At 63.2% G+C, this 20772-nt stretch carries 20 protein-coding genes and 1 pseudogene; 10 read left to right on the forward strand and 11 right to left on the reverse strand.

Going from position 1 to position 20772, the window contains the following annotated elements; all coding sequences use genetic code 11:
* Positions 1-17: 17 nt before the first annotated feature.
* The 6 genes from ACHEXL_RS12895 to ACHEXL_RS12920 form a co-directional block, all read right to left on the reverse strand.
* Positions 18-1034 carry a TRAP transporter substrate-binding protein gene (locus tag ACHEXL_RS12895; RefSeq protein WP_416559800.1) on the reverse strand — a complete coding sequence of 339 codons (1017 nt, stop codon included), beginning with the start codon at positions 1032-1034 and terminating at the stop codon, positions 18-20.
* Between the two features lie 70 nt (positions 1035-1104).
* Positions 1105-2694 carry an acyl-CoA synthetase gene (locus tag ACHEXL_RS12900; RefSeq protein ID WP_416559801.1) on the reverse strand — a complete coding sequence of 530 codons (1590 nt, stop codon included), beginning with the start codon at positions 2692-2694 and terminating at the stop codon, positions 1105-1107.
* Complete coding sequence (locus tag ACHEXL_RS12905) at positions 2691-3860, reverse strand: acetyl-CoA acetyltransferase (RefSeq protein ID WP_416559802.1); 1170 nt, start codon at positions 3858-3860, stop codon at positions 2691-2693. The genes ACHEXL_RS12900 and ACHEXL_RS12905 overlap by 4 nt, the downstream gene beginning before the upstream one ends.
* Entirely contained in the window at positions 3857-4684 is an 828-nt protein-coding gene (locus ACHEXL_RS12910; protein ID WP_416559803.1) for an SDR family NAD(P)-dependent oxidoreductase, read from the reverse strand. Before ACHEXL_RS12910 ends, ACHEXL_RS12905 begins: the two co-directional genes overlap by 4 nt.
* Before the next feature lie 25 nt (positions 4685-4709).
* Complete coding sequence (locus ACHEXL_RS12915) at positions 4710-5126, reverse strand: PPC domain-containing DNA-binding protein (protein ID WP_416559804.1); 417 nt, start codon at positions 5124-5126, stop codon at positions 4710-4712.
* A complete protein-coding gene (locus tag ACHEXL_RS12920; protein ID WP_416559805.1) occupies positions 5119-5718 on the reverse strand; it encodes a PCC domain-containing protein in 600 nt (199 codons plus the stop codon). Before ACHEXL_RS12920 ends, ACHEXL_RS12915 begins: the two co-directional genes overlap by 8 nt.
* Positions 5719-5864: 146 nt before the next feature.
* On the opposite strand from ACHEXL_RS12920, the gene ACHEXL_RS12925 reads away from it, so the two are divergent.
* The gene (locus ACHEXL_RS12925) at positions 5865-6743 is read left to right on the forward strand and encodes a LysR family transcriptional regulator (RefSeq protein ID WP_416559806.1); all 879 of its coding nucleotides are present in this window, start codon (positions 5865-5867) and stop codon (positions 6741-6743) included.
* A gap of 99 nt (positions 6744-6842) precedes the next feature.
* Here ACHEXL_RS12925 and ACHEXL_RS12930 read toward each other — a convergent pair whose 3' ends face one another.
* From ACHEXL_RS12930 to ACHEXL_RS12940, 3 genes are read right to left on the reverse strand one after another with little or no spacing between them, the layout of a single operon-like run.
* Positions 6843-8396 (reverse strand): ammonium transporter, encoded by a 1554-nt coding sequence (locus ACHEXL_RS12930; RefSeq protein ID WP_416559807.1) that lies wholly within the window; start codon positions 8394-8396, stop codon positions 6843-6845.
* A gap of 23 nt (positions 8397-8419) precedes the next feature.
* Positions 8420-8758 (reverse strand): P-II family nitrogen regulator, encoded by a 339-nt coding sequence (gene glnK, locus ACHEXL_RS12935; RefSeq protein ID WP_416559808.1) that lies wholly within the window; start codon positions 8756-8758, stop codon positions 8420-8422.
* 28 nt (positions 8759-8786) lie between these two features.
* Positions 8787-9542 carry a TorF family putative porin gene (locus ACHEXL_RS12940; RefSeq protein ID WP_416559809.1) on the reverse strand — a complete coding sequence of 252 codons (756 nt, stop codon included), beginning with the start codon at positions 9540-9542 and terminating at the stop codon, positions 8787-8789.
* Positions 9543-9740: 198 nt separating this feature from the next.
* On the opposite strand from ACHEXL_RS12940, the gene ACHEXL_RS12945 reads away from it, so the two are divergent.
* The 6 genes from ACHEXL_RS12945 (at position 9741) to ACHEXL_RS12970 (ending at position 16221) form a co-directional block, all read left to right on the forward strand.
* A complete protein-coding gene (locus tag ACHEXL_RS12945) occupies positions 9741-11273 on the forward strand; it encodes a YifB family Mg chelatase-like AAA ATPase (RefSeq protein WP_416559810.1) in 1533 nt (510 codons plus the stop codon).
* Between the two features lie 93 nt (positions 11274-11366).
* On the forward strand, positions 11367-12572 hold the full coding sequence (locus ACHEXL_RS12950; RefSeq protein ID WP_416559811.1) for an MFS transporter: 1206 nt from the start codon (positions 11367-11369) through the stop codon (positions 12570-12572).
* A 146-nt stretch (positions 12573-12718) separates the two neighbouring features.
* Positions 12719-13663 carry a sulfurtransferase gene (locus ACHEXL_RS12955; RefSeq protein ID WP_416559812.1) on the forward strand — a complete coding sequence of 315 codons (945 nt, stop codon included), beginning with the start codon at positions 12719-12721 and terminating at the stop codon, positions 13661-13663.
* Positions 13664-13679: 16 nt separating this feature from the next.
* Positions 13680-14753, forward strand: coding sequence for a YeeE/YedE thiosulfate transporter family protein (locus ACHEXL_RS12960; protein ID WP_416559813.1), 1074 nt, complete (start codon positions 13680-13682; stop codon positions 14751-14753).
* 10 nt (positions 14754-14763) lie between these two features.
* Positions 14764-14931 (forward strand): hypothetical protein, encoded by a 168-nt coding sequence (locus tag ACHEXL_RS12965; protein ID WP_416559814.1) that lies wholly within the window; start codon positions 14764-14766, stop codon positions 14929-14931.
* Between the two features lie 147 nt (positions 14932-15078).
* Positions 15079-16221, forward strand: coding sequence for an alpha/beta fold hydrolase (locus ACHEXL_RS12970; protein ID WP_416559815.1), 1143 nt, complete (start codon positions 15079-15081; stop codon positions 16219-16221).
* A gap of 46 nt (positions 16222-16267) precedes the next feature.
* Here the strand turns inward: ACHEXL_RS12970 and ACHEXL_RS12975 are convergent, their stop codons facing one another.
* On the reverse strand, positions 16268-17200 hold the full coding sequence (locus ACHEXL_RS12975; RefSeq protein ID WP_416559816.1) for a LysR family transcriptional regulator: 933 nt from the start codon (positions 17198-17200) through the stop codon (positions 16268-16270).
* A gap of 208 nt (positions 17201-17408) precedes the next feature.
* On the opposite strand from ACHEXL_RS12975, the gene ACHEXL_RS12980 reads away from it, so the two are divergent.
* From ACHEXL_RS12980 to ACHEXL_RS12990, 3 genes and pseudogenes are all read left to right on the forward strand, one after another.
* Positions 17409-17891, forward strand: coding sequence for a DUF4148 domain-containing protein (locus tag ACHEXL_RS12980; RefSeq protein WP_416559817.1), 483 nt, complete (start codon positions 17409-17411; stop codon positions 17889-17891).
* A gap of 72 nt (positions 17892-17963) precedes the next feature.
* Positions 17964-18575, forward strand: a complete 612-nt coding sequence (locus tag ACHEXL_RS12985; protein WP_416559818.1) for an FMN-dependent NADH-azoreductase — start codon at positions 17964-17966, stop codon at positions 18573-18575.
* Positions 18576-18775: 200 nt separating this feature from the next.
* Positions 18776-18886 (forward strand): annotated as a pseudogene (locus tag ACHEXL_RS12990) (TetR/AcrR family transcriptional regulator C-terminal domain-containing protein); the annotation flags it as partial.
* 167 nt (positions 18887-19053) lie between these two features.
* On the opposite strand, the gene ybaL reads toward ACHEXL_RS12990, so the two are convergent.
* Complete coding sequence (gene ybaL, locus ACHEXL_RS12995; RefSeq protein ID WP_416559819.1) at positions 19054-20769, reverse strand: YbaL family putative K(+) efflux transporter; 1716 nt, start codon at positions 20767-20769, stop codon at positions 19054-19056.
* Positions 20770-20772: the final 3 nt, after the last annotated feature.

Genomic DNA, 20772 nt, shown 5'->3' on the forward strand with positions numbered 1-20772 from the left:
GTCTGCGCCGTGGCCGATCAGCCCAATTTGCCGCTGTAGCGTTCCAGCAGTGCCCAGGCCTCGTCACCAAACTTGGCTTTCCACTCGGTGTAGAAACCGGCTTGGCGCAGGCGGTTGCGGAAGGTGTCGGCCTTGGCGTTGTTGAACACCATGCCTTTTTCGGTCAGCGATTTCTGCAAGGTGGCGTTCATGGCGGCCACATCGGCGCGTTGCTTGAGGCCTGCAGCGTTGATGTGCTTGGCCACGATGGTGCGCAAGTCAGCGGGCAGACGGTCCCAAGCGCGGCGGTTGGCCAGGAACCAGAAGCCGTCCCACATGTGGTTGGTCACCGAGCAGTATTTCTGCACTTCGTTGAGCTTGGCGGTGTCGATGATGGCCAGCGGGTTTTCCTGACCGTCCACCACCTTGGTTTGCAGAGCCGAATACACCTCGGCAAAGTTGATCGAGGCCGGGGCCGAGTCAAAGGCCTTGAACATGGACGTCCACATGGGCGACACGGGCACGCGGATCTTGAAGCCCTTGAGGTCGTCGGCCGTCTGGATCGGCTTGGTGGAGGAGGTGATCTGGCGGAAACCGTTGTCCCAGATGTTGTCCATGGCCACCAGGTTGGCCTTGCCGATTTCCTTGCGCACATGCGCGCCCAGATCGCCGTCCAGCGCTTTCCAGACGGTGTCGTAGTCAGGGAAGGCAAAGCCCAGGCCGGTGATGGCCGCACCCGGCACCAGGGTGGACAGGATCAGGCCCGACAGGGTGAAGAACTCGATGCCACCAGCGCGCAGCTGGCTAAGCATGTCGGTGTCGTTGCCCAGCTGGCTGGCCGGGAAAATCTGGATGTCCACACGCCCTTTGGTCTCGGCCAGGATGGCAGCGGCCATTTCCTTGGCGCGCAGGTTCATTGGGTGGGTCACCGGCAAGTTGTTGGCGTATTTGTAGGTGAACTCGGCCTTGGGCTGGGCCAGCACCTGGCTCATGGGCAAAGCGGCTACGGACGCAGCGGCGGCGGTGCGCAAAACGGAACGGCGGGAAAGGGTCATGTCTGTCTCCTAAAGGTGGGTCATCGATCAAACTCGGGGCCGGGTGGCCCCACTTCACTTCTCTCTCTTCTCAAGTCACGGCCTGCTGTTGCAGGTCGCCTCGTTCTTCCAGCATCTGGCGAATGTCTTTTTTCGTGATTTTCCCGTAGCCCGACTTGGGCAAGGCATCCCAGAAAAAGACATAGCGCGGCCAGCGGTACTTGGCACAACGTCCCTCCAGATGCGCCAGCAGTGCGGCGGCCGTCAGGGCCGGGTCACGGCTGACCACGACGGCCACGCCCACCTCGCCCCATTTGGCGTCGGGCACGCCCAGCACAGCCACTTCGGCCACAGCGGGGTGCGTCAGCAAAATTTCTTCCACTTCACGCGGGTAAACATTGGAGCCCCCCGAGATGTACATGTCCGATTCGCGCCCTGTAATGTAGAGCAAACCCCGCGCATCGAGCCGCCCCAAATCGCCCGTGTGGAACCAGCCCCCGCGCAGCGCCTTGACCGTGGCGTCTTCGTTGTTGAAGTAACCCGCGAACACGGCCGGGCCCCGGCAGCAGATTTCGCCCACCGTGCCGGTGGGCACCGGGTTCATCTGCGCGTCCAGAATCGCCACCTCCATGCCGGTGCGTGGCCGCCCGCAAGAGCCGATGTTCGCATTCGGATCGGCATCATCGATGGCGTGCATGGAAGGCGGCAGCACGGTGATGCAGCCCGTCACCTCACCCAGACCGAAGTACTGCACCAGCACCGGGCCGAGTTTTTGCAAGGCCAGTTTCTGGTCGGCCCGGTACATCGGGGCACCCGCGTAGATCACATACCGCAAGCTGCTGTGGTCGAACTGGTCCACCGCCGGGTCTTCCACCAACAGCTTGACGATGGTGGGCACGGTGAACAGGTTGGTGACGCGGTGCTTTTCCACCAGACGCCAGACTTCGGCCGGTTCCATGCGCTCGGACGGCAACAGCACGGTGGCCGCGCCCCGCGCCACATTCAGCAGGGCATGGATGCCCGCGCCGTGCGACAGGGGCGCGACCGCGATCGAGCAGTCGGTCTCACAGGTGCCCGGGATCAGATCGGCCAGGTGGTTGGTCACCACAAAGGCCAGCTGCCCATGCGTGAGCATGCCGGCCTTGGGGCGGCCGGTGGTGCCCGAGGTGTAGAAGTACCACAGCACCTGGTCGGGCCTGACGGTTGCCATGGCGGTGGGCGCACCCGCATGGCGTGCCAGCAGGTCTTCGTAAGCCGTTTCGCCCGCACGCGGCTTGCCGATGGTGATGACGTGTTGCAGGCGGGGGCTGGCTTCGCGCACGGCGTCCACATGCCCGGCAAACACATCCTCGGCCAGCATGAAGGTGGCCTCGCTGGAGCTGCCCAGGTAGGCCACTTCGGGCGGCGTCAACCGGAAATTGGTCGGCACCCAAACCGCGCCCAACCGAAAAGCGGCCCAGCAACTCTCGAACATGGCCAGGCTGTTGCGCGACTGCACCAGCAGCTTGTCGCCCGGCTGCATGCCCATCTCGCGCAGGCCCTGCACCAAAGCGTCCACCCGCGCGTTGATCTCGCGCCAGGTCCACTGGCGCTCACCCTGAATCAGCCCCGGCCGGTCCGGGAACAGCGCGGCTGTCTGCGCCAGCAGGGCCGACAGGTTCATGACCTGTGCGTCGCTCATGCCGCACGCTCCAGCACGCTCAGATAATTGGCCACCGCCGCGCCGCCCATGTTGAACACCGCACCCAGCCGGGCATTGGGCAGCTGCATATCGCCCGCCTCGCCCGTCAGTTGCATGGCGGCCATGACGTGCTGCGACACCCCGGTGGCCCCGATCGGGTGCCCGCGTGACTTGAGACCGCCCGAGGGGTTGACCGGCAGTGCCCCATCGATACGGGTCACGCCATCCAGAATGACGCGTGCGCCCTGTCCGTGCGGGGCCAGCCCCATGGCTTCGTATTCGAGCAGCTCGGCCACCGTGAAGCAGTCGTGCGTTTCCACAAACGACAGATCCTTGAGCGACACCCCGGCGGCATCGAGCCCCTTGTGCCAGGCCATGGCCGCGCCTTCAAAACGGGTCGGGTCGCGGCGCGACAGGGGCAAATATTCATTCACCTGCGTGCGCGACTTCCAGCGCACGGCGGGCACGCGGGCACCGGCCACGGGCGCTTTGGAGATCACGAGCGCAGCGGCCCCGTCGGACACCAAAGAGCAGTCCGAACGCTTGAGCGGACCCGCCACAAAAGGGTTTTTGTCGGACGGGTGGCGGCAAAAGTCAAAACCCAGATCGCGGCGCATGTGGGCGAACGGGTTCTTCACCCCGTTGGCGTGGTTCTTGGCGGCGATGGCGGCCAGTGCGTCGCTCTGGTCGCCAAAGCGCTCGAAATACGTGGCCGCGATGGTGCCAAACACGCCCGCAAAACCGGCCGGGTTGGCCGCTTCTTCTTTCACATAAGAGCAGCGCAGCAAGGTTTCGGCGATCTTGGCACCGGGCACGGCGTTCATGATCTCGAAGCCCACCACCAGCGCGTGGCGCACACGGCCGGATTCGACAGCGTCCATGGCAGCCCAGATCGCGGCCGAGCCGGTGGCACAGGCGTTTTCCAGGCGCACCGCGGGCACATGGCGCAGGCCCGGCACCGCCATGGCCACCAGCGCCCCGGTGAAGTCCTGCGGCATGAAGCCGCCGTTGTAGTGGCCCACAAACACGCCATCGATGTCTTGCGCCTGCAAGCCTGCGCTGACCAGCGCGGGTTGCACCGCATCGCGGATCAGTTGCTCGGCATCGACCGCGTCGAGCTTGCCAAACGGGGTATGGCCCCAGCCAATGATGCAGCTGCTGCTCATGATGCGGCTCCCACTTTCTGCAGCTCGGGGGTGGTGCGGCGCAAGGTGGGCAAACCCACACCCGAGGCGTCAAAACCGCCATCCACCGCCAGAAACTGGCCATTGATGAAGCTGGCCTCTTTGCTGCACAAAAAGCCCACGGTGTTGGCCATCTCTTCGGTGCTGCCGTAGCGGCCCAGCGGGATGGTGTCGTAATAGTCGGAGCGGATCGCCACGCTGTGCACCAGCTTGGCCATCTCAGTCTCGACCGGGCCGGGGCAAATCACGTTGGTGCGCACACCATAGTTGCCCAGCTCCACCGCGAATTGCTTGGTCAGGTGGATCAGCGCGGCCTTGCTGGTGCCATAGGCCACGCGTAGCGTGCTGGCACGCAGGCCCGAGATCGAGGCGATGTTGACGATCGCGCCGCTGCGCTGGGTGGCCATGATCGCGCCAAAAGCATGTGAGCACAAAAACGCGCCGTCCAGGTTGGTACTGAGCACCTGCCGCCATTCGGCAAACGTGGTCTCCAGCACCGGCTTGAACACCGCCACACCGGCGTTGTTGACCAGCGCATCGACCCGGCCAAACCGGGCCATCACGGCCGCCGCTGCGGCATCGACCTGGTCGGGTTGCGACACGTCGCAGTGCAGCGCCAGCACATCGCCCGGGCGGGCCAGTGTGCGCTCGGTGGCGGCCAGGGTGGCCTGGTCAACGTCGAGCAAGGCGACCTTGTAGCCGTGGTTCAGAAACCACTGGCCGATGGCCAGGCCAATGCCGCGGGCACCGCCGGTCACGACAGCGACGGGAGCTGCAACAGGAAAAGTTGTATCGGAAGATGTCATGAGAATGGATCAGTGGGTGAAAAAATCAAACAGCGCCGGACTCGGCTGAGGGCAGCCACTCTTCCAGAGTGACTTCAAAGGTGGCAAACACCAGGTTGTGGCCAGGCACAAAACGGCCGCTGAGCACCTGGCCCGCGGCATCAACGACCACACCGCTCAGGTCGGCCGCGCTCTGGCCGTGAGCGTCGGTGCGCAGCTCGCCAAACAGGCTCAGCACCTCCACGGCGGGGCCTTCGACAAAGATTTGCCGACCCGAAGGCACCTGCAAACAGGCATCGACCAGACTGCCCAAGCCCACACGCACCAGCGCATGGCGCAGACCCTGGGCGCGGCAAATGGCCTGCAGGCCCTGCACCAAGTCTTCGTTGGGGGCCATGCGGCCATACACCATGCGGCCCAGACGGCCCTCTTCGGTCTGTGTGGCCTGCACAGCTTCAACCATGGTGTGCACCTGCAACGGTGGCCAAAGCTGGGGACTGGATGGCATGGGGTTTGAGCATGTGCAGGCGAGTTTCGTCATCAAAACCCAGGCGCAGCGCCACGCCATCCAACACCGACACCAACACCGTGACCGGCCGCTGGCCCACCACGGTGCGCGGGGTCAGCACATGCCCGCCGCGCACATGGCCCTGTTCATCGGAAAAACTGGCGTGGCAATGGATCACGGGCGCACCTTGCTCGTCCTGCCCCAGGGTGGCGCTACCGCGCAGCAAGCTGGCACCGCGCAAGACCTTCGGCTCGCCATAAGTGGCCATGAGTTGGCCTTCAGGGTCGGGCACGGGCAGGCAATACGCCACCTCGGCCAAGTCACCGCCCATCAGCGCCATGGCGGCGGCCTGCACCCCCGCAGCACCGAGCGCACGCGTCAACCCCTCGTGCAAACAAGTGCCCGCCGTCAAGGACAAGCGGATTTGCCGCCCGCCATGGGCTGCGACGTGGGCCAGACGCAGGTCTGCGCGGGGCCCTGGATGGACCAATGTGCGAGGCCGCCCGAAGGCGTGCTCCGGAGGGCTACCCGGTGCGGGAGCTGCCATGTCATGTCTCCTGGCCTGTGCAGGCCATCTGTTCTTCGCTCGACCTCATGGGGTCGCTTTAGATTTGTATTTTGAGACCAATTGAAGTGCCTGCTTTGTTTTTGGTAAATTTACTTTCCAGATAGATCAATTTGCAAAATATATCAATGGACATGCGCCACCTTCGGTGTTTTGTCGCCGTGGCCGAAGAACTCCACTTCGGTCGCGCCGCACAACGCCTGCACCTCACCCAGCCCCCGGTCAGCCTCGCCATCAAGGAGCTCGAAGACGAATTGGGCGTGCGCTTGCTCGAACGCACCTCGCGCCGCATCGCCCTGACGCCGGCTGGGACAGAAGCCCTGCAAGACGCCTATGCGGTGCTGGCCTCGGCCGATCTGATGCGCCGCCGCGCCCAAGAGGCCGCTTTGGGTCTGATGGGCTCGCTGACCATCGGCTTCATCAGCCTGCCCGCCTATTCGTTTTTGCCGCCGCTGCTGCGGCGTTTTACCCAGGACTACCCCCGGGTCAAGGTGTCTTTGCTCGAAGGCACGACCGACCAGCTGATCCACGACGTGGAAAGCGGGCGCATCGACATGGGCCTGGTGTTCCAGACCTCGGACCTGCCACCCACGCTGGATGCGCAACTGGTGATGCACGAGCCCCTGGTGGTGGCTTTGCCCGAACACCACCCGGCCGCCGCACAGGCCACAGTGCCCTTGGGCAAGCTGGCACAAGAGCAATTTTTGGGCTTTGAGCGGCACAACGGCCCGATGATGTTCGACGCCATCGTGGCCACTTGCATGAAGCACGGTTTCAGCCCGCAGATCTTCAGCGCCCGCCAAATGCACACCATCGTCAGCATGGTCAGCGGCGGCCTGGGCGTGGCACTGGTGCCGGCTTGTGTGCAGGCGCTGCAACGCCAAGGTGTGGTTTACCGCCCCCTGCGCGGCGACAAACCCCTGGTGGCCACCGAAGCCGTCTGGCGGCCATCCGACCAATCCCCCGTGCTGCAAGCGTTCCGGCAGATGCTGCCCAAGGTCAAATAAAGCAGCTCCAAAGAAACAGCCCGCAGAGCCGAAGCACTGCGGGCTGATGAGGGGGTGGCTTGCGCCACCGCTTGCAATGAAACTTGCAGTGTCCAGCTATTAGCCGTGGTAGGCCGACTCGCCGTGCGAAGAGATGTCCAGACCTTCGCGCTCTTCTTCTTCCGTGACACGCAGACCGATGGTCAGGTCAACAATCTTGAAGGCGACCACCGAGACGACACCCGACCAGACGATGGTCAGCAGCACAGCCTTGGCCTGAGTCCAGACCTGAGCGGCGATGGAGTAAGCATCTGGCGCGATCATGGCCACAGTGACCCAGTCACCCACGGCGCTGGGACCACCCAGGGCGGGCGAATTGAACACGCCGGTCAGCAAGGCACCGACGATACCGCCGACACCGTGCACACCGAACACGTCCAGCGAGTCGTCCGCACCCAGCATTTTCTTGAGGCCGTTCACACCCCACAGGCAAGCAAAACCTGCCACGATGCCGATCACCAGGCCGCCGCCGATGCCCACGTTGCCTGCAGCAGGGGTGATGGCGACCAAACCGGCCACTGCACCCGAAGCTGCACCCAACATGGAAGCTTTGCCGCGCATCAGGGCTTCACCCACGCACCAGGCCAGCACCGCACCGGCTGTGGCGACCAAGGTGTTGATGAAGGCCAGCGCTGCGAAACCGTTGGCTTCCAGAGCAGAGCCGGCGTTGAAACCGAACCAACCCACCCACAGCAAGGACGCACCCACCATGGTCAAAGTCAGGCTGTGCGGGGCCATGGATTCACGGCCATAACCGATGCGCTTGCCCACCATGAAGGCACCGACCAAGCCAGCCACAGCGGCGTTGATGTGCACCACCGTGCCACCTGCGAAGTCCAATGCACCCCACTGCCAGATCAGACCGGCCTTGCTGGTCATTTCGTCAGCGACTTCCTTGGCGGTGTAGGCGTCAGGGCCCATCCAGAACCAGACCATGTGCGCCACAGGCAGGTAGCTGAAGGTGAACCACAGCACCATGAAGGCGAGCACGGCAGAGAACTTGATGCGCTCAGCGAATGCACCCACGATCAGCGCACAGGTGATGCCTGCGAAGGTGGCCTGGAAGGCGGCAAACGAGATTTCAGGAACGACCACGCCCTTGCTGAAGGTGGCCGCGTTGGCGAAGGTGCCGCCCACGTTGTCCCAAATGCCTTTCATGAACAGGCGGTCAAAACCACCGATGAAAGCATTGCCCTCGGTGAAGGCCAGGCTGTAGCCATAGATGAACCAGAGCACGGTGATCATCGAGAAAGTGACCACCACCTGCATCAGCACCGACAGCATGTTCTTGCTGCGCACCAAGCCGCCGTAGAACAGGGCCAGGCCCGGAATGACCATCAGGATCACCAAAATGGTGGACACCATCAGCCAGGCGATGTCGCCCTTGTTGGGCACAGGCGCGGCTGCGGGTGCGGTTTCGGCCGCAGCAGGGGCAGCAGCGGCGGGCGCCGCAGGAGCGACTGCAGCATCGGCCGGTTTGGCTTCAGCAGCAGGGGCCGTCACGACAGCGGGGGCAGTTGCTGGGGTGGTTTGTGCGGTGGCGACAGACGCCGTGCCGAACACACCAAGACCCAGACTCAGGCCCAAGGCCAGGGTAGCGAGTAGTTTTTTCATTTATCGACTCTCTTTCTTGTCCATCAAAGGGCTTCGCCACCGGTTTCACCGGTGCGGATGCGAACCACTTGTTCGAGGTCGTACACGAAGATCTTGCCGTCGCCGATCTTGCCGGTGCGGGCACCGGTTTCGATGGCTTCGATCACGCGCTCGACCAGTTCGTCAGACACAGCGGCTTCGATCTTCACTTTGGGCAAAAAGTCGACCACATATTCCGCGCCACGGTACAGCTCGGTGTGGCCTTTTTGACGACCGAAGCCTTTGACTTCGGTCACGGTGATGCCCTGCACGCCGATGCCCGAAAGTGCTTCACGCACCTCGTCCAGCTTGAAGGGTTTGATGATGGCGGTCACCAGTTTCATGATGGCTCCTTGTGTGTTGGGGCGGGAATCAGAAGGCGTATTTCAGGCCGACGACCAGACCGGTCTTGCCGGTGAACTTACCTGCGGGTGTGGCATAGCCAAAAGCTTGGTCAGCATTTGTGTCAACCAAAGCACCTGAAGCTGTCAAACCATTTCCAAGATCTTTGTTCAAAGTCAGCGCATAGTCGGTGTAAGAACCGTTTGTGGTGTTCTTAACTTTTTGATAGCCAATATGCGGCACAAGGTTGAATCCGTTACCAAGATCAATCGCGGCGCTCAAGTCAACGTAATAGCTGTTCTTTGTATTGGCATTTCCGAACAAGTCTGTGGTTGCGTGCGAATATTTAGCCGTGAAAAGACCGTAAGTAACTGCTCCGTAAACTTCATTGGTGTTTGCATTTACAAACGACCCTGTACCCGCCAGTTTGTTACCCACATACTCATAACGCAAAAAACCTACGTCATAGGCTACATCGCCAACAGCACCTTTATAACCACCATAAATATCTACTTCAACAGTGCCGTCTGTTGCACCTGCATCTTTGATCCACTTGATGGTGGAACCCCAAGCACCCACGTAGAAACCGCTCTTGTCCGCGTAATCCACACCGCCTTGCAAAGCAGGCTGCAGACGCGACTGGGAAATACCGCGGTAACGGTAGTCGCTGGTCACACCCACGTTGAAGGACAGGCTGCTCTCGGGAGCTGCTGCCTGGGCTTGCGCCAAACCGCTTACAGAACCCAAAGCCAGGGCGATCAGGGAAGGAACGAGGATCTTTTTCATGGTGAACTCCAAAAAGGTGAAGAAAGGACAAGCACCTCATGCAGATACCGTGCCAACCCACTTCACACCGCATCACCAAGGGCATTTACCAGTGCACGCCCGCTCTGTGCGTGCTTGAATAGGATTCCAACAAGAGCCGTGCGCATGATCTGCGTGCACGGACACACACCATGCACCAGCATGGGGCAGGGAGAGGATATGAGTCTCAGTTTGGTGCGTAGCCGCGCTTTGGTCGGCTTGCAGGCGCCGCCCGTCACCGTTGAGGTGCATTTGGCCAATGGGTTGCCCAGCTTCACCTTGGTGGGCTTGGCCGATGTCGAGGTCAAGGAAGCCCGCGAACGCGTGCGCTCAGCCTTGCAAAACAGCGGGCTGGACTTTCCGCACAACAAGCGCATCACCGTCAACCTGGCCCCGGCGGACTTGCCCAAAGACTCCGGGCGGCTGGACTTGCCGATTGCGCTGGGCATATTGGCCGCCAGCGGACAGATCGACGCCAGCAAGCTGGACGGCTATGAATTCGCGGGCGAGTTGTCGCTGTCGGGCGAACTGCGCCCGGTGCGCGGCGCACTGGCCATGAGCCTGGTGCTGCGCCAGCAGCACGTGCGCACCCGGCTGGTGTTGCCACCGGGCAGCGCCGAAGAAGCCGCCCTCGCACCCGACGCCGAAGTCTTTCGCGCACAGCATTTGCTCGACGTGGTGCAGCAGTTTTTACCGCCCTCGAACGAGCCCCCGCTGGAGCCGGGCGAAGGCTGGGTGCGCATGGCAGCGTCTGTGCCCCATGCACCACCGCGCTACGCCAATCTGGCCGATGTGAAAGGCCAAGCCGGCGTGAAACGGGTGCTGGAGATCGCCGCCGCCGGGGGCCATTCGCTGCTCATGGTCGGCCCGCCAGGCTCGGGCAAATCCATGCTGGCGCAGCGTTTTGCGGGTTTGCTGCCGCCCATGTCGATCGAAGACGCGCTGGAGTCGGCGGCGGTGGCCAGCCTGGCCGGGCGCTTTGATCTGGCCCGCTGGGCGCAACGCCCCACCGGCCAGCCGCACCATTCGGCCAGTGCGGTGGCTTTGGTCGGTGGCGGCTCGCCACCCCGGCCAGGTGAGATTTCGCTGGCGCACCATGGGGTGCTGTTTCTGGATGAGCTTCCAGAGTTTCCACGAGCCGCTTTGGAAGCCCTGCGCGAACCGCTGGAAAGCGGCACCATCACCATCGCCCGGGCAGCGCGGCGGGCCGAGTTTCCAGCGCGTTTTCAGTTGATCGCCGCCATGAATCCCTGCCCCTGCGGCTATTTGGGCAGCCCCACGCGGGCCTGCCGCTGCTCACCCGACCAGGTCAGCCGCTACCAAGGCAAGCTCAGTGGCCCACTGCTCGACCGGATCGATTTGCACATCGAAGTGCCCAGCCTGCCCGCTCAAGACCTGCTGAATGCACCGCCCGGTGAAAGCACCGAAGCGATCGCTGCCCGCAGCCTGGCCGCCCGTGAACGGGCCCTGGCCCGCCAGGGCTGCGCCAACGCGGCATTGCAAGGCCAGGCCATCGACACCCATGCACGCTTGGAAGACAGCGCCACCAGTTTGCTGCAAAAGGCTGCCGCCAAGCTTGGCTGGAGCGGGCGCAGCACCCACCGCAGCCTGAAAGTGGCCCGCACCATCGCCGACCTGGCCGGCAGTGACACCATTGCCGCCGCGCACGTGGCCGAAGCGGTGCAGTACCGGCGGGTGCTCAAGGAAGCCTGAAGTGCGCCCTGGCGGCCACCGGCCGGGCCAAGGGTATGCTCTGGCCCATGCACCGTCTGTACCGCAGCGTGGCGGCCTGAAGCACTTTTTGCCGTGCACGCACCACGCCTGATCCCCTTCAGCTTCTGGCTGTCTTTGCCCCAGCTCATCACCTGGGGCAGTGTTTTCTACACCTTTTCCTTGCTCATGACGCCTCTTGAGGCCGAGCTGGGCATGGGCCGGGCCGAGTCTTCGCTGGCCTTCAGCCTGGCGCTGCTGGCCGAGGGCTTGATGGCTTATGCGGTCGGTCGCTGGATCGACGCCGGACACGAGCGAGTGGTGATGACGCTGGGGTCGGTTTGGGTCGGGCTGGGTTTGCTGGGGCACAGCGCAGTGACATCGGTGGCCGGGTTTTATGCCGCCTGGATCTGGCTGGGCCTGGGCATGGCCGCCACGCTCTACACCCCGGCATTTGCGGTGGTCACAAGGCGCTATGGACAGGACTTTCGCCGCGCCATCATCACCCTCACGTTCCTGGGCGGCTTGGCCAGCACCGTGTTCATCCCCTTGTTTTCCTGGTGGATGGACCTGTGGGGCTGGCGACAAGCCCTGTGGGCGCTGGCGGCGCTGCAATTTTTGGTGTGTGTGCCTTTGCACGGCTGGCTGCTGCAAGGCGCACCACGCCCAGCGGCTCACGCCGACCGGATGCACACGGACGTGGCGCCGCCTCCTGAATCTGTACGCGAACACCTGCGACACGCCCCCTTTTGGCTGCTGGCCCTGTTCATGGTGCTCATGATGTCGGTCACCTCTGCCCTGCCTGCTCACATGATCGCTTTGCTGCAAGAGGCGGGTTTGTCGCCGACATGGGTGATTGCCGTGCCAGCGGCCATTGGCGTGATCCAGGTGGTGGGGCGAGGGGTGTTATTTCTCTTTGAACGCCGCTGGGACGTGCACACCGCCAACCGCTGGATTCCTGGCTTTATTCCCATGGGGGTGCTGGCGCTGTTACTCGGGGGTTTTCACCCGGCAGGGGCACTGCTGTTTGTGCTGTTGTTCGGCTTGGGCAACGGCATGATCACCATCGTCAAAGGGACGGCGCTGGCCCAATACGTGAGCCGCGACCACGTGGGCCAGCTCAATGGTTTGCTGGGCCTACCGATCGCGGTGGCCAGAGCCGCCGCCCCTTTGACGGTGGGCCTGCTGTGGTCACCCGCAGGCGGTTACCAATTGGCCCTGCTTTGGCTGCTGGTGGCCAGCCTGTTGGCCACCGCCGCCTTGTGGGTGGCGCAAAGACATGCCCTCAATACACAACCTTGAGTGGTCTGCAAACCACCACACCCGAGGGTGCATTTCTGCTTATATCCACAACGGCATATATAACCAACTAAAAAATCGTTCCCATGTCTTTGGCGGCTGGCCACAATCGCACCATTGTTTTCAACCACCCTCAAGGGATTGTCCAAATGAAACACCTCACCACCTTGGTTCTGGGCCTGGCCCTGTCGGCTGCCGCCTCGGCCGCCCAACCCCTGCTCAGCCCTGCCGAGCTACAGACCAAACTGAACAACCCCCAAGTGCGCGTGATCGACATCCGTGACGCCAAGTCTTATGGCGCCGGGCACATCGCCGGCGCGGTGAACGCACCTTACGGCAGCTGGCGCGGCCCCGCGCACAACCCGGGTGAATTGCCCGAATTGCCCAAGCTGACGGCGCTGGTGCAAAGCCTGGGCCTGACGCCCGCCACCCACGCGGTGGTGGTGTCGAGCGGCGCTGACGCCACCGACTTCGGTGCCACCGCCCGCGTGTACTGGACGCTGAAAGTGCTGGGCCTCAAGGAACTGTCCGTGCTCAACGGCGGCCTGAAAGCCTGGAGCGAAGCCGGTCTGACGCAAAACACCGACGCCGTCAAAGTCGCCGCCAGCAACTTCCAGCCCAAACTGGACCAAAGCCAGATCGCCACCAAAGAAGAGCTGATCCAGCGCGTGAAGGCCGGTGACGCCACCCTGATCGACGCCCGCCCTGCCGCATTCTTCAACGGCGAAACCAAAGCCCCCGCGGCCAAAGTGGCTGGCACCCTGGACGGCGCCGTGAACCTGCAGCACGACAAGTGGTTCGCCCCCGGCAGCTCGACCTTTGTGCCCGCTGATCAAGCCAAGAAAATCGCCGCCGCCAGCCCGATCGACCCCGCCAAGGAAACCGTTTCCTTCTGCAACACCGGCCACTGGGCAGCGACCAACTGGTTTGCCATGTCCGAAGTGCTGGGCCAGAAAAACGTGAAGCTCTACGCAGGCTCCATGGTCGAGTGGTCGCAAGACCCGAACGGTCTGCCCATGGCCAACGTGCCCAGCCGCACCACCCAGCTGCTGCAAGACGCCAAGGCCTGGGGTGCCAAAACCTTCAGCAAGTGATGGTCCAATAAGGCTTATGAAACGACTCCCTTTAGCGGCCATCCTGGCCGCTTTTTTCATCTTCCTGATCCTCGAAGTCTCGGTACGCCAGTCGGTCTTGCTGCTGGTAGGCGTGGGCATGGGCGCGGCTTTGGCCGGGGCCCGCTTTGGCTTCACCACGGGCTGGCGTCAGCTCATCGAACAACGCAACCCCCAAGGCGTGACGGGCCAGGTGCTGCTGCTGGCACTGGCCAGTCTGGCGGCGCTGCCGCTGCTGGGCCAGTTTTCTGAACTGCACGCCGCCTTGGGCCCACCCAGCGTGAGCCTGCTGGTGGGCGCTTTCGTGTTCGGCTTGACCATGCAAATTGCCGACGGCTGCGGCTCGGGCACGCTCTACAAAGCGGGCCTGGGTGTGCCGCTCAACATGGGCATCCTGCCGCTGTTCGCTTTGGGCAGTTTTCTGGGCTCGGTGCACCTGGACAGCTGGTTGTCTCTCGGCCAGATGGAACCCGTGAGCCTGAGCGAACAACTGGGCACCTCCGGTGCCTTGGGCCTGACCCTGGCGCTGCTGGCCGCCGTGCTGGTGGTCACCCGCCTGTGGGTGGGCGCGGGCCAGACCTGGTTCAACAAACGCTGGCTCTGGGGTGCCGTGGCGCTGGCCATTCTGGCCACCATCAACCTGCTGCTGGCCGGCCAACCCTGGGGCGTGGTCTATGGCTTTGGCCTGTGGGCGGCCAAAGGCGCGGTGGCGCTGGGCCTGTTCGACCCGGTGGGTAACGGCTTCTGGGGCCAGGCAGGCAACGCGCAGCGCCTGACGCAAACCGTGCTGATGGATGTGACCACCATCACCAACATTGGCATCCTAGGCGGTGCGCTGTGGGTGTCGGCCAAGGCGCCTGGCGACAGCAAACCCCTCACCACGCAGCAATGGGTGATTGGCCTGGTGGCCGGCTTTGTGATGGGCTACAGCTCGCGCCTGGCCTTTGGCTGCAACATCGGCGCCATGCTCAGCGGCATCTCCACCGGCAGCCTGCACGGCTGGATCTGGGTGCCATTGGCTTTCGCGGGCACGCTGATCGGCGTGCGCGTGCGCCGCCATTACCAGTTCTGAAGGAGGCCGCATGAACAAAACACAGCAACTGCAAGCGGTTTTCTGGCTCAGCCTGGCCGCCTTTCTGGCCTGGGACTTCAAGACGTCCAATCCGGTGGATCTGCGCAACGAACCACCACTGATTGCGGCAGGTTCGGGCCAGGCCACGAGTGGCGGGCATTGTTCGATGGCGAAGTGAAGCGCTTGAGCTAAGCGCAACGTATTCATCGGGCCATGGTGGTCGTGCGCCGCCACACAGACCCACGTGGGGCTCAAGGCATAAGGTTTGTTCTGACAGGCATGACGCACGCGTTCGAGCGTCGCATGCCAGCTTCAGGAGAACCCCATGCCCACACCCCCGCTGCCCATCCCGGCTGATGACAAAGACCTTGCAGACCAGGCGCGCCCCGGCCATGGCGTACCTTCACAAGACCCGGACTCCGCCGCGCAGTTCACCTTGAACCCCGAAGAGGCCCAACGCGAATCCGATTCGGTACTGAAGGCAGGTGGCATGGTGGCCGGCGCGGCCACGGGTGCAGCCGCAGGTGCTGGCATTGGCGTCTTGGTCGGCGGCCCCATGGGGGCGATGGTCGGTGTTGGGGTGGGGGCGGTGGTCGGTGCTTTGGGCGGCACAGCCGCCACGGTGCTCGCGCAAGAAGCCAGCCACACACCTTCAGCCCCAGCCACCCCCATACACCTGCACATCGAAGACACGGCTGGCCACGGCCGCCCGGTGGTGTTGATCCACGGATGGCCCTTGACGGCGCAGGCCTGGCGACCTCAGGTATCGGTGCTGCAGACAGCGGGTTACCGTGTGGTGACCTATGACCGCCGTGGCTTTGGGCGCTCAGACAAACCGGATTCGGACTACAGCTACGACACCTTGGCCGACGACTTGCAACAGGTCCTGACGCAGTGCAATCTGCAAGATGCGACGCTGGTCGGCTTTTCCATGGGCGGCGGGGAAGTGGCGCGTTACATCGCCCGCCACGGTCAGTCACGCTTGCACAGTGTGGTGTTTGCAGCGGCGGTGCCGCCTTGCCTGATGCAGTCCGCCGACAACCCTGAGGGTCCGCTGACCCCCGACGCTGCCCACGCCTCCAGACAGGCCCTGGCGCAGGACCGTGATGCTTTTTTTGAGACCTTCACCCAGCGGTTTTTCTCCGCACACGGCGTGTTGTGCGTCAGCGAGCTCGAACGCAACGAAGCCATCGCCCTGTGTCGTCAGTCGGCGCAACATGCGGCGCTGGCTTGCATGGACGCTTTCAGTACCACCGACTTCCGCAGCGACCTGAAACAGATCACCGTGCCCATGCTGGTGATCCATGGTGACGCCGCTGCGATCGTGCCCATCGAAGGCTCTGGCGAACGCACACACCAGGCCATAGTCCACAGCCAGATGGTGCGTGTGGGCGGTGCACCGCATGGCCTGAATGTGTCGCATGCGCAGGCATTCAACAAAGCCCTGCTGTCCTTCTTGCAAGTCTGAGCGGGCGGCCTGACTCCCCAAAGACGCCCGTCCATGGGCACGCCTCTCAACAGTTCATGCAAGCCGCCAAGGCCTTGGCGGTTTGCAGCCGCGTCTCCTCGACCAGAAAATCCAGAAAAACCCGGGTGCGCTGAGGCATGAATTTGCGGGTGGGCACGGCCGCGTACATGCTCAATCGGCCCGTGATCCAGGGGGCCAGAACGCGCACCAACTCACCGCGTGTCAAATAGGGCGCCACCATGTCCACCGCCACGGACGTGATGCCCGCGCCATCGATCGCCGCACGCAGCAAGCTGTCGGTGTGGTTGACCAGCAGCACGGGCTGGATGTCGACCTCGGTGGGCTGGGTCGGGTTGTCGGGGCACCACATTTGCCACACACGCGGCCGGATGTGGGGCATTTTCAGGCGCAGGCAATCGTGCTGCACCAGCTCCTGCGGATGCTGCGGCGCACCACGTCGGCGCAAATAATCGGGCGAGGCCACCAAAATGGCCTCGGACTCCAGCACCTTGCGCGCCACCACATCGCCGTCAAAACTTTCGTCGGTGCCCAACAAGGTGATGTCGAAATCCTCGATGGGCGGCTCTCGCAAAGTCTCCACCTCGAGCTCTATCAGGATCTTGGGGTAGCGCCTGCGGAACTCGGCCAGCAAAGGCGAAATCACATAGGTCGCCAAGACCGGTGGCGCGTGCAGGCGCAGCAGACCCGCCAGCTCGGTGGTCTGGGCGCTGACCACCGCATCGGCTTCGTCGATGTCTTGCAGGATGCTGCGCACGCGGCCAAGGTATTGCTGTCCTGCTTCGGTCAGCGACAAACGGCGGGTCGAGCGCTGCAACAAGCGCGTGCCCAGGTGGTCCTCCAGATCGGCGACCAAGCGCGTCACCACAGGCGCCGACATGTCCAGCGCACGGGCCGCAGCGGCAAAACCGCCCTCGCTCACCACGCGCTCGAACACACGCATCGATAACAAACGGTCCATGGCGCACTCCAAAACGGGATTTCAAGCCCTCTATTGTTCCGCATTTAGAAACAACCCAATGTATTTTTGGTTGTTTTTCTATGGATTCAGAAATTTTACAGTTCAACCCATCGATGCAGCGCTTTCAACCCATGCGGCACCGACCAGGCCAAAAGCCCAGTCCAAAAGACCGGCGGCCTGTTTTTTCAACTTTCAAGGAAACCTCATCATGAACCGCTCGACCTTCTCCGCCATCGCCCTCGCAGTTGCTACTTTGGCCGCTTCCAACGCCATCGCTGCCGATGCCTCGGCACCCAAAACCCGCGAACAAGTCAAAGCCGAACTGGCCGAAGCTGTGCGCACCGGCAACATCGTGGCCAACGGCGAAACAGGCCAAAAAGCCCATGAAATGTTCCCAGGCCTGTACCCAGCAAAGCCCGCATTCGAAGGCAAAACGCGCGAGCAAGTGCAAGCCGAGCTGGCTGAAGCCGTACGCACCGGTGACGTTGTGGCCGATGGCGAAACCGGCCTGAAGCTCAACCAGATCAACCCCAGCCGCTACCCCGCCCAAGCTGCCTCGCACAGCAAAACCCGTGAACAAGTGAAGGCCGAACTGGCTGAAGCCATCCGCACTGGCGACACCTTGGCCGATGGTGAATCCGGTCTCAAGCTCAACCAGCTCTACCCACAGCGTTACAACCGCAACATCTGAAACCCACCAGCCCAGTCACCCCGCAGGCCTTGACGCCCAAGTGGGGTGGCTTGAAATGAAAGAACCCGGACCATGAAACTCCTGCACATTGATTCCAGCATCCTGGGCGCTCATTCCGCGTCACGCGAACTGACCGCCGAGATCGTCGCCCAATGGGTGCAAAAACACCCGGATACCACCGTCGAACACCTGGACCTGGCGGTCCATGCGCCAGGCCACTTTGGGGCCGACGCCATCGCCATCAAGGGCGTGGCCCAGCCTGAGCCGACCGCCGCACAACGCGCCGAAAACGCCTTGTCCGAACAACTGGTGACCCAGTTTTTGGCCGCTGACATGGTTGTCATCGGCGCACCCCTTTACAACTTTTCGATCCCCACCCAGCTCAAAGCCTGGATCGATCGACTGGCCCAGCCCGGCCGCACCTTCCGCTATACCGAAAAGGGCCCGGAGGGTCTGGCCACCGGCAAGACGGTGATCGTGGCATCCACGCGCGGCGGCGTGTATTCGACCAGCGAGGGCGGTCAGGCCATGGAGCACCAGGAAAGCTACCTGAAGGTGGTACTGGGCTTCTTCGGCATCACCGACGTGCGCATCGTGCGCGCCGAAAGTCTGGCCATGGGCGATGAAGCCAAAGCCGCAGCCATGAGCGACGCACGTGCTGAGATTGCGCAAGCTGTTGCCTGAACCAGCTGCGCACCAAAAGCGAGGCAAAGCGGCAGGCCACGCTGTAAGCGCTGGACCCGGACCAATCTGATATCACGCTCGCGCTGCAAAGTTTCGGGCAGCGCCTATTGGCCTTGCTGTATTCACCACAGATGCAGGCCATTCGCCGCATGGTGATGTCATAAGGCAGGCCCTCCGAGCTGGGCCGCGCTTGTTACGAGATGGGCCCGGTACGCAGCCAAGCGGCCATCGCGGCTTTTTTGCAACAAGCCATGAACCGGGGCCAGCTGCGCCAGGCCGACCCGGGCATCGCTGCGCTGCAGCTCAAAGGGCTGCTGGAAGCCGAGTGGATCGAGCCCTTCCTGTTCAATGCCTTGGGGGAGCCTTCCCCCCCAGGAAATCCGCGAAACGGTGGCACGGGCGATGGCGATGTTCATGACCGCTTATGGGCCGGGACTGTCCCCGGCCGACTGCCCAGACTGAAATACCGCGGCCCGCTTCAGGCTGTGGCTGCGGTGCTCTTGCGCGCCGCAACACGCGCCAACACATGGCCGATCATGCCTTTGGCCAGCTCTTCCTCGCCAAAGAACACGGTGCCCACGCCGTCCTTGCGCAGCATAGACGACTCGTCTTCGCTGTGCATGCACAGCACGACCTCGATGTCCGGGTTCAAGGTGCGTGCAGTACTGGCCATCTGACGCACCGTCAGCGGGTCGTGCGTGGCCACCACCAGCATCGCGGCATCGGCAATGTGGGCCTGGGCCAACACCGCCGGATCGGCCGCGTTGCCCGACACCGCCACCAGTCCCTGGCTGCGCAGGTCTTCGACCAGTTCGCGGTTTTGATCGGCCACCACAAACGGAATGCCGCCGGCCGTGAGCGCGTCAGCAATGCGCCGACCCACCCGGCCATGACCCACCAGCACCACTTGGCCTGAGAGGTACTTGCGTTCGGTGCTCATGGGCAGCTCGGCATAGGGGTCGTCGCGCTGCTCCAGACTGCGGGCCAAGGCCGAGCGGGCAAGAATCCAGCGGCGCATCGGCTCGATGGCCGCGAACAAGAGGGGATTGAGCGCGATGGAGATGAGCGCTGCAGCCAGCACCAGGCTCATGCCTTCGGCCGGCAACAAGCCCAGCGACAGGCCCAGCCCCGCCAGAATGAAAGAAAACTCGCCGATCTGGGCCAGACTGGCCGACACCGTGAGGGCTGTGTTCAGCGGGTAGCGAAAAGCCAACACAATCGCCAACGCCGCCATCGATTTGCCGACGATGATGATGGCCACCACCGCCAGCACGTGCAGGGGTTGCGTCAGCAAAATGTCCGGCTCGAACAGCATGCCCACCGACACAAAAAACAGCACCGAAAACGCATCGCGCAAAGGCAGCGACTCCTCGGCGGCGCGGTGGCTGAATTCCGACTCGCGCATCACCATGCCCGCGAAAAAAGCCCCGAGGGCGAAGGACACGCTGAACAGCTGCGCCGCACCGTAGGCAATGCCGATGGCGGCTGTGATGACCGACAAGGTGAACAGCTCGCGCGAGCCGGTGCGCGAGATGTGCCACAAGAGCCAGGGCAGAACGCGACGCCCGGCCACCAGCATGATGGCGATGAAGGCTGCCACCTGCAGCAGGGTTTTGCCGATCGTGACCCACAGCGGCTCGGCACCGGGTACAGGGACCACCGAACTCCCCAGCACACCGGCCAGCGGCGGCATCAGCACCAGCACCAGCACCGTGGCCAGGTCTTCCACCACCAACCAGCCCACGGCGATTCGGCCATTCATGCTGTCCAGCACACCCCGCGCTTCGAGCGCCTTGAGCAGCACCACCGTGCTCGCGCACGACAGGGACAAACCAAAAATCAGGCCCGCACCCCAGGACCAGCCCCAGGCCCAGGCCGCCCCCATGCCCAAGAGCGTGGCCAGACCCATCTGCACCACCGCGCCGGGCACCGCGATGCGCCGCACCGCCAGCAAATCCTTGAATGAAAAATGCAGGCCCACGCCAAACATGAGCAGCATGACACCGATCTCCGACAGCTGCGCCGCTAGTTTCACATCGGCCACAAAGCCGGGTGTGGCGGGGCCGATCAGGATGCCGGCCAACAGGTAACCCACGAGGGCGGGAACATTCATGCGCTCGGCCACAAAGCCCAGCACCAGCGCGATGCTGAAGCCTGCGGCCAGGGTGGTGATGAGGGAAATGTCGTGCGGCATGGT

The sequence above is a fragment of the Limnohabitans sp. YIMB22184 genome (genome assembly GCF_048020265.1).
GTDB lineage: Bacteria > Pseudomonadota > Gammaproteobacteria > Burkholderiales > Burkholderiaceae_C > Limnohabitans_A.